This is a genomic window from Serratia sp. DFXYC6 (assembly GCF_057196085.1).
Map to the genome: position 1 here is coordinate 2694708 of NZ_JBXUNV010000001.1, position 16581 is coordinate 2711288.

The window sequence follows — 16581 nt, forward strand, 5'->3', positions numbered from 1 at the left end:
CCACGGCCGGTCTGCGCCCAATAGGCACGGGCCCGCCGTCTTTTCATACTCGATAGGGGTCACACCGACACCATAATATCGAGGGATGTAAGCATGACAGACAACAACGCGGCATTTATTCAATACGCGGATTTGCGCAACAAAAACTGGAATCTGCAGGAACGTCTTAATATTGAAGGCATTTACGTCAGTTCGCGCGACGAACTGGTCGGCGCACAAGACTTTATCATCAAAACGTTAAAACGCCCTGCGATTGTCAGATTCGCCGCGCCTTTTGCCCTTTGGTCGGCGCCTAAAACCGATATCAATGTCGGGTTCGTCTATATCGACGGCAACGGCGTCAACATCACTACCGAGATCCCCAACGGCACGGAAAGCGACCATAACTATTTCCTGCGCTGCTATACCAGCAGCGGCGCGCTGGATAACAACGTTCCTATTCGCCCGGCACCTATCATGAAAGATTTCACCGTAAAGGGCATCGGCGCCAAGATTAACAACAGCAAAGATGAAACGACGATCGAATACACCTATATCGACGGCGTCCGTTTCGATTCGCCTGAAGGCCCGCTGGGCAACTTTTCCGTCAATAACGTCTATATTTCCGGCTTCTACTACGGCCTGTACTACGGCACCAATGCCTATATCGCCCACCACTACGCCTGTGAAGTCATTCGCTGTTTTGAGTGCCTGCATATGCCTTCAACGAACAGCGGCGCCCAAAACTTCGGCGAAGGCATCAACTTCTTCGGTGGCACCCTCGGCAATTCCCAGGGGTTGGCCGTTCGCAACGCTAACCCCAACGGCGCCTTCCGCCTGTTCGGCACTTCGATCGACTATGCCGGCTCGATCGCCGACGTTGAGGCCGGTAGCATTGAATTGCATGGCTGCCATATGGAATTCAACAACGGTAATAGTCCGCTTACGGAAATTCCCTTCCGTTGCAGCGCCAATCAAAATGCATCGCTGTTGATTCACGGCGGCGAAATCATCGTCGCCGGCGGCCGACTGGCGCAAGCGTCGCTGTTTTACGCCGAGGCCGGCAGTAGCGGGATTATCGTCGACAGCGTGAAGTTCTATGGCGTAAGAACCGCCAGCGGCCGCTATTTCAGCGGTACCGGCGACTTTGTCATCGTCAATAGCCGACTGGATGGCGGTGGGGGTGGCGCCGGGATCCAGACGCTGGTCGGCGCCGTGAATAACAAGTTAAAAGACGGTGAGTTCGCCTTTTCCGCTAAGCCGTTTGGCTGGGAAGTAACAGGCGGCACGATCAGCGAGCCCTTTACCTCAGACGCAGTGACTATCAGTATCGAAGCCGGCGCGGGCGTCAACGGCAGTAATGCCCTGAAAGTGACCAAGTTGGGCAACGCCAATACCAACGCAGGGGTGAGAGTGATCGTGCCCGCCGCGCAATATGAGCAGTTGGGCGCCTGTTTTACCCTGAAAACGGTCAACGGCGGTACCGGCAATCTGTTCGCGACGCTGCAATATGCCTGTATCCAGGAACATGCGGACAACGGCGTCTCGCTCGTAGCCAAAGCCGCGCCGGCAGCCTGGGACGCCGCCTTGAAAGCCGATGCTTACGCCGAGTACACCGAATATCGTTTCAACGCCAATCGACGAAAAGTCCCGGTCTGGGCGACCCATGTCATCCTGACGTTCAACCTGTTTGCCCTGGCGAAAAATGGCGTGCTTTATCTCGATAACGCCTGTATTACCGCCATGTAAAAGCCAACGCCGGGTCATAAGACCCGGCGTTATGATTCATCAGCCAGAACCTCTCACTGCGCCAGCAGGCTGATATCCAGATATTGCCCCAACGGCGCTCGTTCGGCCTGCGGCAGGTGCGGGATTTCGCCCAGCAGCGGCGCCGGCAGCATGCGGCGCAGCGTGGCCAGGTATTCCTGATGCCGCCGCCCCGGCGGCGCCACGTCGTTGGCGATCCAACCGGCCAGCGTCAGCCCCGCCTGTTGCACCGCCTGCGCCGTCAACACCGCATGGTTGATGCAGCCCAGTTTGATGCCCACCACCAGGATCACCGGCAGTTGCTCCTGCTGCACCCAGTCGGCGAAGGTGTACTGCGCCGACAGCGGAGTAAACCACCCGCCGGCGCCCTCGACCAATACCCAGTCGGCGCGCTGTTCCAGCCGTCGCAGGCCGTCGGACAGCCGCGCTGCATCTATCGGCCGGCCTTCATCGGCGCTAACGATATGCGGCGAAGTCGGTTCGGCAAAAACGTAAGGGTTCACTTCGTCGTACCCCAGCGCCACGCCGCTGTTGGCCTGCAGCGCCAGCGCGTCGCCGTTGCGCAGCCCCTCGGCGGTCATCTCGCTGCCGGAAGCCACCGGCTTATAGCCGGCGCTGCGGTAGCCCGCCAGATTGGCGGCCTGCAGCAAGGCGCTGCTGGCGACAGTTTTCCCGACCTCGGTGTCGGTGCCGGTCACGAACCAACGTTTAATCACGATAAATCACTCCATAAGCCAGATGATAGCTGAGCGGGAACTGCCCCTGCCGGCACGGGTAAGCCGCCTGCAGCGCGGCGAGGCGGCCGCGCGACATCAGGCCTCCCTCGCGTCCCTGGTGCAGATGCGTCGCCCCGATGCCCTTGAGCGAACGCATCAGCGTCATCACGTCCGGGTAATTCAGGGTGCGCAGCTCCGTCACCAGCTCGTGTCGATAGTCGGCGCAGGCGGCGCGGATCTGCGCCAGCGGCAGGAAGGCGTTCACGTGACGTTCGCCGTCCACCTGTTGCCAGGCGTCCCCCAATTCCTGCAGCGAGCCCGCCGCCAGCGTGGAGAACAGGATCACGCCGCCGGGCCGGGTGACGCGATACAGCTCCGCCAACGCGGCGGGCAGATCGCTGCACCACTGCACCACCAGGCTGCTGAAACAGATGTCCATCGCCGCGTCGGGCAACGGCACCTGCTCGATATCGCCCAGCAGATAATGGTGCGCCGCCTGTTGCTGGCGGGCGAATGCCAACATCCCCGGCGCCAGATCGAGCGCCGTCACCTGCTTGCCGCGCTCGCGCCACAGACGGCTGAAATAGCCGGTGCCGCAGCCGGCATCCAGCAGCCGTTCGCCCGGGTGGGAACTCCCCATCCCCAGTAAGCGCTCGCCAACGTCACGCTGCAGCGCGGCGGCGGCGTCGTAGCTGCCGGCCGCGCGGCTGAAGGCCGAGGCGACCGCCTGTTTGTTCACTGTGTCATTGGCTGACGTCATGCAATACCTCCAGCAGGCGATCGATATCCTGCGGCTGGTGCGCCGCCGTCAGGGTAATGCGCAGCCGCGCGCCGCCCGGCGGTACCGTCGGTGGACGGATGGCGCTCACCCACAGGCCGCGATCGCGCAGACGGGTCGCCAGATCGAGCGCACGCTGATTGTCCCCCACCAGCAGCGGCTGGATGGCGGTGTCGGAATCCGTCAGGGTCAGCGCCAGCGGCGCCGCGCCCTGGCGGAAACGCCGGATGTTATCCTGCAGCCGGGCGCGCAGTTCATCACTCTCTCGAATGCAGGCCAGCGCCGCCTGCAACGCGCAGGCCTGCGCCGGCGGCATCGCGGTGCTGTAGATCAGATGGCGAGCGAACTGCAGCAGATACTCGGCGGTCGCCTCATCGCACAGCACTGCCGCGCCGCTGACGCCGAACGCCTTGCCGAAGGTCGCCACCAGCAGTTCAGGACGCACGCCCTGCTGCCAGCAGCTGCCGCGGCCTTGCTCGCCGCGCACGCCGACGCCGTGGGCATCGTCCACCATCAGCCAGGCGCCCGCCGCGCGGGTTAGGCGATGCAGCTCCGCCAACGGTGCGCCGTCGCCGTCCATGCTGAACACCCCTTCGGTCACCGCCAGCCGCTGCCCGTCGCAGGGTTTGGCCAGCAGATCCGCCAGCGCCTGCGGCTGATTGTGCTGGAAGCGGCGCAGCTCGGCCGGCGACTGAGCCGCCGCCTCCAGCAGCGAGGCATGGCTGAGGCGATCGGCCAAAATGCGATCGCCCTTCTGCATCAGCGCCGCCAGCACCGCCTGGTTGGCGGCGTAACCGGAGATGAACAGCAGCGCGCGCGGATAGCCGAGCCACGCCGCCAGCTGCTCTTCCAGCGCCTGATGCGCCGCGCTAAAGCCGGTGACGTGGCCCGAACCGCCGCTGCCGACGCCGTAACGCTGCGCGCCCTGCTGCCAGGCGGCGATCACCCGCGCATCCTGGCTCAGCCCCAGATAGTCATTGCCGGAGAAATTCAGGTAGAGACGATCGCCAAGCCGGATCTGGCGGCCGTTGCCGCCCTCGGTGGCCTGTCGGCGACGGTAGGCGGCGTTGAGGCGCCGTTCCGCCAGCGCCTGCTCGATGCGTTGTGGCCAGCTCATCACGGCGCCGCGTTGTAAAACTCGGCGGTATCGGCGTTCAGCAGTTGCTTGGCCAGCACCTGCTGTTGCTGGTTGTCGCCGTGTTCGGTGGCGGTCTGCTGCGGGTTCAATCCCAGCTTGCGGAACAGCTGCAGATCCTTATCTTCTTCCGGATTCGGCGTGGTCAGCAGCTTGCAGCCGTAGAAGATGGAGTTGGCGCCGGCCATGAAGCACATCGCCTGCGTCTGTTCGTTCATCTGTTCACGGCCGGCAGAGAGACGGACATAAGAGGCCGGCATCATGATGCGCGCCACCGCGATAGTGCGGATGAAATCAAACGGATCGACGTCATCGTTATCCGCCAGCGGCGTGCCTTTCACCTTCACCAACATGTTGATCGGCACGCTCTCCGGCGGTTTCGGCAGGTTGGCTAGCTGCACCAGCAGCCCGGCGCGGTCGCGCACCGTTTCACCCAGCCCGACGATGCCGCCGGAGCACACTTTGATGCCGGCGTCGCGCACCTTGTCGAGCGTATCTAAACGTTCCTGGTAGCTGCGGGTGGTGATGATGCTGCCGTAGAACTCCGGCGAGGTATCGAGGTTATGGTTGTAATAATCCAGCCCGGCTTCCGCCAGCCGCTCGGCCTGAGTACCGTCAAGCGTGCCCAGCGTCATGCAGGTTTCCATGCCCATCGCTTTTACGCCCTGCACCATCTGCTGCAGATAAGGCATATCGCGCTCGTGCGGGTTCTTCCACGCCGCGCCCATGCAAAAACGGGTCGAGCCGTTCGCCTTGGCCTTGCGCGCCGATTCCAGCACCTGCTCGACCTGCATCAACCGCTCCGACTCCAGGCCGGTCTTGTAGCGCGAGCTTTGCGGGCAGTATTTGCAGTCTTCCGGGCAAGCGCCGGTCTTGATCGAGAGCAGCGTGCTGACCTGCACCTGACGCGGGTCGAAGTGCTGACGGTGTACGGTTTGCGCTTCGAACAGCAGTTCCAGCAGCGGTTTATCAAACAGGGCCTGGGCTTGCCCTACTGTCCAGTGAATGCGGTCGGCCATCATGGCGTCTCCAAAACGAAAAAGTGTCGCCAGTTTAAATATTGTGGATATACTGTCAACCAATCTTAATTCAATTTGGTTTACAAGTATGTCTGTCACCGCTTCCGACCTGGCGTTTGACCAACGTCATATCTGGCACCCCTACACCTCCATGAGCCGCCCGTTACCCTGTTACCCGATCGAGTCGGCCAGCGGCGTCGAGCTGCAGCTGGCGGATGGCCGGCGCCTGGTGGACGGCATGTCCTCCTGGTGGGCGGCGATCCACGGTTACAACCATCCGAGTCTGAATCAGGCCGCCAGCCAGCAGTTGGAGAAGATGTCGCACGTGATGTTCGGCGGCATCACCCATCCGGCCGCCATCTCGCTGTGCCGTCGGCTGGTGGAGATGACGCCGGAAGCGCTGCAGTGCGTGTTCCTGGCAGATTCCGGTTCGGTGGCGGTGGAAGTGTCGCTGAAGATGGCGCTGCAGTACTGGCAGGCGCGCGGCGAGCGCCGGCAGCGCATCCTGACGCTGCGCCATGGCTATCACGGCGATACCTTCGGCGCGATGTCGGTCTGCGATCCGGACAACTCGATGCACAGCCTCTATCAGGGCTATCTGGCGCCGCATCTGTTCGCCACCGCGCCGCAGTGCCGCTTCGACGAGGAATGGCGCGAAGAGGACATTGCGCCGTTCGCCGCGCTGCTGGAGCAGCACGCCGGTGAAGTGGCGGCGGTGATCCTGGAACCGGTGGTGCAAGGCGCCGGCGGCATGCGCATCTACCACCCAACCTACCTCAAGCGGGTGCGCGAGCTGTGCGACCGCCATCAGGTGCTGCTGATCGCCGACGAGATCGCCACCGGCTTCGGCCGCACCGGCAAGCTGTTCGCCTGCGAACACGCGCAGGTAGTGCCGGACATTCTCTGTCTGGGCAAGGCGCTGACCGGCGGTTACATGACCCTGTCCGCCACCCTGACCACCCGCCACGTGGCGGAGACCATCAGCAACGGCGCAGCCGGCTGCTTTATGCACGGGCCGACCTTTATGGGCAACCCGCTAGCCTGCGCGGTAGCGGACGCCAGCCTGGCGCTGCTGGCGGAAAATCGCTGGCAGGCGCAGGTGAGCGCCATCGAAGCCCAGCTGAAGCAAGAACTGCTGCCGTTGGCGGCGCTGCCGAAGGTGGCGGACGTGCGGGTGCTGGGGGCGATTGGGGTGATGGAGATGCGCGAACCGGTGGATGTCGCCGAGCTGCAGCGCGGGTTCGTCGAGCGCGGGGTGTGGATCCGGCCGTTCGGCAAACTGATTTACCTGATGCCGCCTTACATCATCGAAGCGGAACAGCTCAGCCGCCTGACCGCCGCCGTGGCCGCCGCCGCGCGTTAATGCCTTACCAATGCTGGTCCAGATAGCGGGCCAGCAATCCCAGACACAGCAGCCAGAGTAAAATGATCATCGCCGCCGCCATGCGGCCGGTGGGGCTGTCGACGCGCTGTTGCGCCTTCTCGCGCAGCTCGGCCATCAGCGGTTTGGGGATCAGGCGCACCGCCAGCATGATGCCCAACGGCACGATAATCACATCGTCCAGATAGCCCAGCACTGGAATGAAATCCGGGATCAAATCGATTGGCGAGATCGCATAGCCGGCCACCAGCAGCGCGATCAGCTTGGCGTACCACGGGGTGCGCTTATCACGGGCGGCCAGCCACAGCGCGTAGATATCGCGCTTGATGCCTTTGGCCCAACGGCGCAGCCAGCCGAACCACGGCGTGCGTTTTTTCAGTGAAATCATGATTACTTCATATAAGAACGTAAAACGGTCATCAATTGCTCGATGTCCTGCTCGCGCTGCTGCGGCGTAGCGTCTGCGGCAGCCAGATGTTCGCGCACATGCCCTTCCAGCACCTGCGCCATTAAACCGTTGACCGCGCCGCGCACCGCCGCGATCTGCTGAAGCACAGCAGAACATTCGCCGCCGCTCTCCAGCGCGCGCTCCAGCGCTTCGGCCTGCCCTTTAATGCGGCGCACCCGCGCCAACAACTTCTTTTGATCTCTGAGGGTATGGCTCATTATTTCCGCCTGATTGTTATTTACTATACTGGGGTATAGTATATTTCAGCGCACTACCTTTTGCTGAGGAACTTCACCATGACGTCTCACGCGCCCGCTTTGCACCGCGAGCACAGCCACGTTTTTGACGATGGTAACCCATTGGCCGAAAGAAACACCAGATGGGCGGTGATACTCACCGCCAGTATGATGGTCATCGAGATAGCCGGGGGCTGGTTGTTTAACTCGATGGCATTGTTGGCCGACGGCTGGCACATGAGCTCGCATGCACTGGCCCTGGGCCTGTCGCTGCTGGCTTACGGCGCCGCACGCCGGTTGGCCAAGGATCGCCGCTTCAGCCTCGGCACCTGGAAGATAGAAGTGCTGGCCGGTTACACCAGCGCGGTGTTGTTGGTGCTGGTGGCAGCGCTGATGCTGTTTCAGTCAGCGCAGCGGCTGCTGAATCCCAGCCCGATTCATTACAACGAAGCCATCGCCATCGGTACGATCGGTCTGGCCGTCAATCTGCTTTGCGCCTGGCTGTTGCGCGGCGGCGGCCACCATCACCACCACGAGGATCACCACGATGACCATCATCATGACCTCAACCTGCGCTCCGCCTATATCCACGTCATCGCCGACGCCGCCACCTCGGTGTTGGCCCTCGTCGCGCTGTTCGGCGGCAAGCTTTGGGGCGCCGCCTGGCTCGATCCGTTGATGGGCATCGTCGGCGCGATGATGGTGGCCGCCTGGGCCTATAGCCTGATGCGCGATAGCGGGAAGATTTTGCTGGATGCCGAAATGGACGCCCCCGTGGCGCAAGAGATACGTCAGACCCTGGCCACCTCCGGCCACCCACTCACGCTGACCGATTTGCATTTGGGCCGCATCGGTAAAGGAAAATATCATTGCGTCCTCGCCCTGAGCAGCGCCGATCGCGCCCTCACCGCCGACCGGGTGCGCCAACTGTTGGCAGTTCATCCCGAACTGGTGCATGTTACCGTCGAGATCAACCGCCCGCCGCTGGCACAAGGGGTTGTATTGTTCCACCAAAAAGATCTAGCTTAAAGGCTCTGCTTTTATCGCAACTGGGAGTCATTATGGCTTTTCGTTTGTACAGCAACGATCTGCAGGACGGCGGCACAATGCCGCAGACGCAGGTCTTCAACGGCATGGGCTACCACGGCGATAACCTGTCGCCCCACCTGGCCTGGGACGGCGTGCCCGAGGGCACCAAGAGCTTTGTCGTCACCCTGTACGATCCCGATGCCCCTACCGGCTCCGGCTGGTGGCACTGGGTGGTGGCCAATATTCCGGCCGACGTGCGTGAGCTGCCGCAGGGCGCAGGCTCCGGCAAAGCGCCGCTGCCGAGCGCCGCGCTGCAAACCCGCACCGACTTCGGCTCGGCCGGTTACGGCGGCGCCGCGCCGCCGAATGGCGAAAGCCACCGCTATCAGTTCACCGTGCATGCGTTGGACGTGGAGCGCATTGACGTGGATGAGGGTTCCAGCGGCGCGCTGGTGGGCTTCAACGTCCATTTCCACAGTCTCGGCAGCGCCACGCTGACGGTGATGTTCAACTGATCCCCCGCCAATAAAAAAGCGCGGTCAACCGCACCGCGCTTTCCACTCGAGTCTGGCTGACGAATTACTTCGCCAGCACGCTCACCCACATCGGGCCCTTGCCCACCGGATAACGCGCCAGCATGGTCAGCTCGCCGCTGCTCTGGTCAATTTCATGCACCGCGATGTGATCGGACTTCTGGCCGGACGAAATCACGAAGCGGCCGCTGTGATCGATATTGAAACCGCGCGGCTGCGTTTCGGTCGGATAATAGCCGGCCACGCTCAGCGTGCCGCCGTCTTCGGAAACGCTGAAGAGGGTCAGAATGCTGGCGGTGCGATCGCTGGTATACAGGAAGCGGCCGTTCGGCGTGATATGAATGTCCGCCGCCCAGCGGGTGCCGTCGAAATCGCTCGGCATGATGTCCAGCGTTTGCGTCACGCTGTATTTGCCGCCGTTTTCCGAAATGGCCAGCACGTCTACCGTGCCGTTCAGCTCATTGACGCAGTAGGCGAACTTGTCGTTGTGGTGGAACGCCATATGGCGCGGGCCGGCGCCGGCGGCGATATCCACCGCGTCCTGCGCGTGCGGCGTCAGCTGGCCCGCCAGGCTCAGGTTAAACAGACGGATGCGGTCTTCTTTCAGACACGGCACCAGCACCAGCTGGTTGGTCGGATCGATGTTCGCCGAGTGCGGCGCGTTCAGGCCGTCGATCTGTTGGATCGGCGCCGTGACCACGCCGTCGTGGCCGATCGGGCTGATGCTGGCGCAGTTGCCGCTGTAGGAGGCGGAGAACAGGTAACGCCCCTGCAAATCGGTCGAGATATGGGTCGGGCTGCCCGGCAGCGGCGCCATGCCGGCCTGCTGCAACGTGCCATCCGCCTCGATGCGGTAGCTGACGATACCGAACGCCGGACGCACGCCGACGTACAGGTGAGTCTTGTCCGGATGAAGGGTCATCGGCTGCACCTGGCCCGGCACGTCAACGGTTTGCAGCAGCGCCAGCGCGCCGGCGTCGTCCAACTGCCAGACGTGGATCTGCTGGCTCTCCGGGCTGGCGACATAAACGATTTGCTTCATGTGTTCTCCTTGCAAAGGGTAAAAGAGGAACCGGTTTCAGGCCGTTCGCTTGTCCCTAGCTTACCGCACATCCGTCACATGGCACTACCGCATTACGCTTAAATCCCCAAGCCACATACTTTCCCCCCAGACAACATCTACGTTCAAAATGCCAAAAGCCATCATCCTAGCGTCTGCTGCGATTTTCTTATCGGAAACGAGCAGTCATAGAGAATGGAAGACAGACTCACGAATTATTGATAAATTAAAAGGCCTGCTCAAAATTTAAAATAGAATTTGCCGCCGCACGGTTAGTCACCTTTACATTAGCAATATACATAACCACCTGGCGTCACTAAAAACATAATTAATATAAATAACAAGAAACAAATCATAATAGATATAGATATAGATATAGATATAGATATAGATATAGATATAGATATAGATATAGATATAGATATATTAATAATATAAAAAATATCAATTAATCTATACATAACATATTGCCGCCCAAGGTCGACACAGACACGCCCATGACTCGCTGGACATAGCAGTTATGTCGAGTTTGGCATGCCTCCTATGCCAGTGGCGTGCCCCTTTAATAATTCACCTAATGAATTAATTTGACTGATTACATAAATACAAATGAAAAATAATTAAGAGGAATGAATAAAAACTTCAATCGCGATTGCAATAACACCATGGAAAAGCGTGCCCGCACTCCTTATGGATGACTATAAAAAACCCAAAATACATTTACTGAGTAATAGATATGCTTTCTTCTTCACAGAATTTCAGACATGACATCAACGGGCTTAGAGCCTGGGCAGTGATCGCTGTCGTACTTTTTCATTTCGGCATCCCGGGTTTTGCCGGCGGCTTTGTCGGCGTAGATGTTTTCTTCGTCATATCCGGTTTCCTGATGATGCAGATCATCATTACCGGCCTGGAACAAGATCGTTTTTCACTTTGGCGCTTTTACCTGGCTCGAGCCCGTCGCATCATTCCCGCCCTACTTGCGCTCTGTTCGACCTTACTGTGCCTGGGATGGTTCTGGTTACCAACGCTGGATTACAGTCAACTGGCAAAACATGCCTTTACCGCCATACTCTTCCTGTCTAACGTGAAGTTTTGGAAAGAAGCCGGCTATTTTGACAGCGTATCCCATGAAAAATGGCTGCTGCATACTTGGTCGTTATCCGTAGAATGGCAGTTCTATATTATCCTGCCGCTGGCCCTTATGTTGATATGGCGATTGGGGGGCAAAAACGGCTTCATGCGCTTCATCATTTTAGCCGGCGCGGTCTCCTTTGGCTTATCAATCATCATGTCTTCCCTCGCGCCCTCCGCCGGTTTTTTTCTTATCCCAACCCGAGCCTGGGAAATGCTTGCCGGAGGAATCGTCTGGCGGTTAACGCAAAACCGAACGCTCAGCGGAAAAAGACGTATTTATACGGAATGGCTTGGGATGCTATGCATCGCGATAGCCATCGTGGGATGTGATGCCAGTAAACCCTGGCCCGGTTACAACGCCCTGTTGCCGGTTATCGGCGCCATGTTGGTGCTTGCCGCCGGCCGCCAGGATTCCCCCTTGACCTCAAACCCCGTCGCTGCACGTCTGGGTGTTTCATCCTACTCTATTTACCTTTGGCATTGGCCGATTGTGGTGCTGCTTGTCTACACCAATGCTCAATCCGAGATGAAATGGGTAGTTGCGGGATTACTGGCCAGCGTGTTGCTTGGCGAGTTGTCGCTTCGTCTTATAGAAACCCCTGTCCGCAAGTGGCTTTCAAGGCAAACAACGCGTCAATCAGTGTGTACAATCGGAATCGCTACCATGCTGGTTGCTGCGCTGTGTGTCACACTGTTTACCGTTAATTTCTCCGGCAGGTTACCGCAGCAAATCGATCTGATCGCCAACGAAAGTACCAACATGCTCGCCAACAGAGATGAATGCTTCGCCAAGTCCGGCTTCAGCTCGCCATCCTGTATCTATGGAGGCGAAAATATTCGGGTTATCATCGTTGGCGATAGCCACGGCGATGCGATGATCTCTGCAGTCGAGTCCGCCCTGCCAAATCAAACTGATGGGCTTCTCAATCTCACTTATGCAGGCTGCCCAACGCTCTTCGGAGCCAACGTTGTTCCCGGCGCGCTTGACGATAATATTCAGTGCAGCGCATTCAATCAGTGGATAAAAGAAAAACTATCCACGCTGGACAACAATATCCCCGCAGTCGTGATTAACCGAACCAGTGCTTACGCCTTCGGCCAGCAAATTGCGGGCGCGAAGCAGAACCAACCATCGGTGTATTTTTCGAAGGTATATCGTACCCCTGAGCCGGGATTTTTGTCCGAGTTCAAAACTTCACTCGTCGACACTCTGTGTGAAATGGCTACAGAACGGCAAATTTATGTTGTGCGTCCGGTGCCGGAAATGCTCGTCAATGTGCCAAAAACACTGTCGCGCCTGCTGAGTTTTGGCGGTTCAGAGCCCGACATATCCATCTCCGAAACAGATTACCGACAACGTCATGCTTTTGTCTGGCAAGCTCAAGATGAAGCGGCGAAAAAATGTGGCGTAAAAATTTTGGATCCGCTTCCTTACCTGTGCGAAGACGGCAAGTGCGCGGGAACTCACAATGGGCGGCCCATCTATTTTGACGATAACCATCTTAGCGAATATGGCAACAAACTTCTGGTACCGATGTTCAAAACTCTGTTCTCATCAGCGTCCAAATAAGTCATCGGTCGGCGATAGCAGGCAGGCCGAATTGTTTGCATCAGGGCGAAGAGGTACCATCGGATTAATTTTATGGCTAACGATAACGAGAACCCTATGAGCTACCGCGTCATCGCCCTCGATCTTGACGGCACCCTGTTGGACAACCAAAAACGCATCTTACCGCAGTCGCTGGAAGCGCTGGCGCAGGCGCGCGCCGCCGGCGTCCAGGTGGTGGTGGTCACCGGCCGCCACCACGTCGCCATCCATCCGTTTTACCAGGCGCTGCAGATAGATACCCCGGCCATCTGCTGCAACGGCACCTACCTGTATGATTTTCAGCAGAAAAAGGTGCTGGCCGCCGATCCCTTGGCGAAAGATCAGGCCAAGCAGGTGCTGCAGATGCTCAAACAGACCGACATTCACGGGCTGATGTACGTTGACGACGCCATGCTGTATCAGGAGCCGAGCGGCCACGTGATTCGCTCGCTGGCCTGGGCCGAAACTTTGCCGGCGGCGCAGCGCCCGACGCTGCTGCAGGTCGGCAGCCTGACGCAGGCGGCCGACGACGCGCAGGCGATCTGGAAATTCGCCACCTCGCACGCCGATATTCCGGCGCTGCGCGAGTTTGCCGACACGGTGGAAAAAGAGCTGGGGCTGGCGTGCGAATGGTCCTGGCACGATCAGGTGGATATCGCCAAAGGCGGCAACAGCAAAGGCAAACGCCTGCGTCAATGGGTAGAGTCGCAGGGGTTGAGCATGGATCAGGTGGTGGCGTTCGGCGACAACTACAACGACATCAGCATGCTGGAAGCGGTCGGGTTGGGCGTGGCGATGGGCAATGCCGATGACGCCATCAAGGAACGCGCCGATCTGGTGATCGCCGATAACCTGCAGCCGGGCATCGCCGAGGTGATCCGCACCCGCGTGCTGTAATCTTTTCGCCCTCCCGCCGGGAGGGCCTGCCTTAGCGGCTCTCGCGGCTGATAGACACGCTCTTCACCTGCGCATACAGCCACTGCCCGGGGCGGATCGCCAGTTCATCGCGCGCCCATGGCGTAATGCGCGCCCACAGCACGTGTTCGCCGACCGCCAGTTTCACTTCCACCTGCCCGTCCACGTCCAGACACTCGCTCACCTTGGCCGGCAAGACGTTGCGAATACTGCTGTTGACCGGCGGCTGCAGCACCAGCGAGACGTCGGCGGCGTTGATGCGGATGCGCAGTTGGGTGCCCAATTCAGCGTCGATGCCGCTGACCCACAGCCTTTGATCGCCAAGCGCCAGCGCCGTCATGGCATAACGTTGATGATGCTCAATCACGCTGACGCGCAGCACGCTGCTCTGATCTTCACGCTGCAGCCACGGCCGCAGCGCGCTGCTGGCCCAGACTTCTTCCAGCCCGCCGAACGCGCGCACTTCACCGCGATCCAGCACCATCACCTGCTCGGCCAGGCGCAGGATCTCGTCCAGGCTGTGGCTGACGTAAAGGATGGGGATGTTCACGTCCTGCGCCAACCGCTCCAGATACGGCAGCAGCTCGCGTTTGCGCGGCAGATCGAGCGAAGCCAGCGGTTCATCCATCAGCAGCAGTTCCGGCGCGGTCAGCAGCGCGCGGCCGATCGCCACCCGCTGTTTTTCACCGCCGGAGAGCGTCAGCGGCAGCCGGTTCAACAGCGGCCCGATGCCCAGCAGCTCGACGATGGTATTGAACTGCGCGCGCATGCCGGCCGCCATGCCGTACTGCAGGTTGCCGCGCACCCGGTAGTGCGGGAACAGCCGCGCATCCTGAAACACATAGCCGATACGGCGCTTTTCCGGCGGCAGGCAGAGGCCGGAGGCGGTATCCACCAGCGTACGGCCATTGAGCGCGATACGCCCCTGCTGCAAACGGGTCAGGCCGCCGATGGCGTTGATCAGGGAGGTTTTGCCCGCGCCGGACAGGCCGAAAATCGCGGTGATGCCCTGCGCCGGCAAATCGGCGCGGACGTTGAGATTGAGGTCGCCCAGCTGCTGCGAGAAATCCAGCTCCAGCATTTACACCCCCATCCGTTTGCGGCTCCAGCGGGCCAGCCATTCGGACACCATCAGCGAAGCCAGCGACAGCACGATGGCGATCACGCACAGACGCGCGGCAGCGGCCTCCGCCCCCGGCGTTTCAATCAGCGTATACATCGCCAGCGGAATGGTGCGGGTTTCACCGGGAATGTTGGAGACGAAGGTGATGGTGGCGCCAAACTCCCCCAGCGAACGGGCGAAGGCCAGCACCACGCCGACAATGACGCCGGGCAGCGACAGCGGCAGCGTGATGGTGAAAAACACCCGCCACGGATTGGCGCCCAGCGTGCGCGCCGCCTGCTCCAGCCGGGTATCCACCGCCTCCAGCGCCAGCCGGATGGCGCGCACCATCAGTGGAAACGCCACCACTGCCGATGCCAGCGCGGCGCCGCGCCAGCTGAAACTGAAGCTGAAACCAAACCAGTCGTACAGCCACTCGCCGATAACGCCGCGCCGCCCCATGGCGATCAGCAGCAAATAGCCGACCACCACCGGCGGCAGCACCAGCGGCAGGTGAATGACGCCGTCCAGCAGCGCCTTGCCGGGGAAGCGGCAACGCACCAGCACCCAGGCCATCAGAATGCCGAACGGCAGGCTGCAGACCACCGCCAAACCGGAGACTTTCAGGCTCAGCTCAACCGCCTGCCACTCGTACTCACTCAGAATCATTTACGCGGGGTGAATCCATAATGTTCGAAAATAGCGGCCGCTTCCGGGCTCTTCAGATAGGTATAGAAAGCGCTGACCGTCGGATTTTGACGATCTTTCACCATCGCCATCGGATATTCAACCGGTTTGTGGCTGTCTTCCGGGAACACGCCCACCACTTTCACCTTGTCGCTGGCGACCGCGTCGGAGCCGTAGACGATGCCGAGCGGCGCTTCACCGCGCTCCACCAGCGCCATGGCGCTGCGCACATTGTTGGCGCGTGCCAGTTTCGGCTCCAATGCGCTCCAGGCGCCCAGGTGTTCCAGCGCTTCCTTAGCGTAGATGCCGGCCGGCACATGATCCGGATCGCCCACCGCCAGGCGGCCGCCGTTGAGCAGCTTGGCCCAGTCGGTCTGCTTGTCGATGGCGATCTTGTCTTGCTTATCGCTCTTGGCGGCGATCAGCACCAGTTCGTTGCCCAGCAGCGTGTAACGGGTGTCTTTCACCATCTGCTGCTTGTCGATGGCGTAATCCATCCACTGCTGATCGGCGGAGATAAACAGATCGGCCGGAGCGCCCTGCTCAATTTGGCGCGCCAGCGTCGAGGACGACGCAAAGGAGGAAACCACCTGCACGTCCTTGCCTTTTTGATATTGGGTGGCGATGTCCTGCAGCGCGTTGGTCAGCGACGCGGCAGCGAACACGGTGATCTTTTCCGCCGCCGAAGCCTGAGCCACCAGGCCCGATGCCAGAACGATCCCGCCAACCCATTTGGTCCATTGCTGTTTCATTGTTTTTCTCCGCAAGTTAACGTGCATTATCACTCTTCGTTATATAAAAAATAATATAACGTTGCGCGAAAGCTTGTCATGCGGTTTATCGGCAAAGCGTGAGATAACTTGAGGAATGCCCGCCGGGGAATACCGGCGGGTATCGGGATGGGGAACGGTCAGTGCTGGGTGCGGTTTTCTTTCGAACGGCCCACTTTGGAGAAGACGTTGAACACTTCGCCAAAACCGTAGATCAGGCCGAGAATGAGCGCCATCACCACCGGCACCATCACCACGGCGAACAACAGACTTTTCAATAATTCCAACATGATAGCCTCGC

Annotated in this window: 17 protein-coding genes; 6 read left to right on the plus strand and 11 right to left on the minus strand. The window is 59.9% G+C overall.

What is annotated here, in order from left to right:
* Positions 1–93: 93 nt before the first annotated feature.
* Entirely contained in the window at positions 94–1728 is a 1635-nt protein-coding gene (locus tag AC2CGQ_RS13215; protein ID WP_015377015.1) for a hypothetical protein, read from the plus strand.
* A gap of 53 nt (positions 1729–1781) precedes the next feature.
* On the opposite strand, the gene bioD is transcribed toward AC2CGQ_RS13215, so the two are convergent.
* The 4 genes from bioD to bioB are packed head-to-tail and all read right to left on the minus strand — an operon-like array spanning position 1782 to position 5394.
* Positions 1782–2462 carry a dethiobiotin synthase gene (bioD, locus tag AC2CGQ_RS13220; RefSeq protein WP_004939795.1) on the minus strand — a complete coding sequence of 227 codons (681 nt, stop codon included), beginning with the start codon at positions 2460–2462 and terminating at the stop codon, positions 1782–1784.
* A complete protein-coding gene (gene bioC, locus AC2CGQ_RS13225; protein ID WP_015377013.1) occupies positions 2455–3222 on the minus strand; it encodes a malonyl-ACP O-methyltransferase BioC in 768 nt (255 codons plus the stop codon). Before bioC ends, bioD begins: the two co-directional genes overlap by 8 nt.
* Positions 3206–4357 carry an 8-amino-7-oxononanoate synthase gene (bioF, locus tag AC2CGQ_RS13230; RefSeq protein WP_462199305.1) on the minus strand — a complete coding sequence of 384 codons (1152 nt, stop codon included), beginning with the start codon at positions 4355–4357 and terminating at the stop codon, positions 3206–3208. Before bioF ends, bioC begins: the two co-directional genes overlap by 17 nt.
* Entirely contained in the window at positions 4357–5394 is a 1038-nt protein-coding gene (gene bioB, locus AC2CGQ_RS13235) for a biotin synthase BioB (protein WP_025160023.1), read from the minus strand. The genes bioF and bioB overlap by 1 nt, the downstream gene beginning before the upstream one ends.
* 88 nt (positions 5395–5482) lie before the next feature.
* Between bioB and bioA the strand changes: the two genes are divergently transcribed.
* Positions 5483–6757 carry an adenosylmethionine--8-amino-7-oxononanoate transaminase gene (gene bioA / locus AC2CGQ_RS13240; RefSeq protein ID WP_484593703.1) on the plus strand — a complete coding sequence of 425 codons (1275 nt, stop codon included), beginning with the start codon at positions 5483–5485 and terminating at the stop codon, positions 6755–6757.
* A gap of 4 nt (positions 6758–6761) precedes the next feature.
* Here bioA and AC2CGQ_RS13245 read toward each other — a convergent pair whose 3' ends face one another.
* The gene (locus tag AC2CGQ_RS13245; protein ID WP_484593704.1) at positions 6762–7163 is read right to left on the minus strand and encodes a YkvA family protein; all 402 of its coding nucleotides are present in this window, start codon (positions 7161–7163) and stop codon (positions 6762–6764) included.
* 2 nt (positions 7164–7165) lie between these two features.
* A complete protein-coding gene (locus AC2CGQ_RS13250; protein ID WP_004939805.1) occupies positions 7166–7441 on the minus strand; it encodes a metal/formaldehyde-sensitive transcriptional repressor in 276 nt (91 codons plus the stop codon).
* Positions 7442–7519: 78 nt separating this feature from the next.
* Between AC2CGQ_RS13250 and dmeF the strand changes: the two genes are divergently transcribed.
* Together dmeF and AC2CGQ_RS13260 are read left to right on the plus strand one after the other, a co-directional pair.
* Positions 7520–8488 (plus strand): CDF family Co(II)/Ni(II) efflux transporter DmeF, encoded by a 969-nt coding sequence (gene dmeF / locus AC2CGQ_RS13255; protein WP_088381340.1) that lies wholly within the window; start codon positions 7520–7522, stop codon positions 8486–8488.
* A 32-nt stretch (positions 8489–8520) separates the two neighbouring features.
* A complete protein-coding gene (locus tag AC2CGQ_RS13260) occupies positions 8521–9003 on the plus strand; it encodes a kinase inhibitor (RefSeq protein WP_015377008.1) in 483 nt (160 codons plus the stop codon).
* Positions 9004–9067: 64 nt separating this feature from the next.
* On the opposite strand, the gene pgl is transcribed toward AC2CGQ_RS13260, so the two are convergent.
* Complete coding sequence (gene pgl / locus AC2CGQ_RS13265; protein ID WP_015377007.1) at positions 9068–10063, minus strand: 6-phosphogluconolactonase; 996 nt, start codon at positions 10061–10063, stop codon at positions 9068–9070.
* Between the two features lie 754 nt (positions 10064–10817).
* Here pgl and AC2CGQ_RS13270 point away from each other — a divergent pair.
* Both AC2CGQ_RS13270 and AC2CGQ_RS13275 read left to right on the plus strand, forming a co-directional pair.
* Entirely contained in the window at positions 10818–12788 is a 1971-nt protein-coding gene (locus AC2CGQ_RS13270) for an acyltransferase family protein (protein ID WP_166729682.1), read from the plus strand.
* Between the two features lie 96 nt (positions 12789–12884).
* Entirely contained in the window at positions 12885–13703 is an 819-nt protein-coding gene (locus AC2CGQ_RS13275) for a pyridoxal phosphatase (RefSeq protein WP_033633884.1), read from the plus strand.
* Between the two features lie 31 nt (positions 13704–13734).
* Here AC2CGQ_RS13275 and modC read toward each other — a convergent pair whose 3' ends face one another.
* The 4 genes from modC to AC2CGQ_RS13295 form a co-directional block, all read right to left on the minus strand.
* The gene (modC, locus tag AC2CGQ_RS13280; RefSeq protein ID WP_004939810.1) at positions 13735–14802 is read right to left on the minus strand and encodes a molybdenum ABC transporter ATP-binding protein ModC; all 1068 of its coding nucleotides are present in this window, start codon (positions 14800–14802) and stop codon (positions 13735–13737) included.
* Positions 14803–15492 carry a molybdate ABC transporter permease subunit gene (modB, locus tag AC2CGQ_RS13285; RefSeq protein ID WP_484593705.1) on the minus strand — a complete coding sequence of 230 codons (690 nt, stop codon included), beginning with the start codon at positions 15490–15492 and terminating at the stop codon, positions 14803–14805.
* A complete protein-coding gene (gene modA / locus AC2CGQ_RS13290; RefSeq protein WP_015377002.1) occupies positions 15489–16262 on the minus strand; it encodes a molybdate ABC transporter substrate-binding protein in 774 nt (257 codons plus the stop codon). The genes modB and modA overlap by 4 nt, the downstream gene beginning before the upstream one ends.
* A 158-nt stretch (positions 16263–16420) precedes the next feature.
* The gene (locus AC2CGQ_RS13295; protein WP_004939813.1) at positions 16421–16570 is read right to left on the minus strand and encodes an AcrZ family multidrug efflux pump-associated protein; all 150 of its coding nucleotides are present in this window, start codon (positions 16568–16570) and stop codon (positions 16421–16423) included.
* Between the last annotated feature and the right edge of the window lie 11 nt (positions 16571–16581).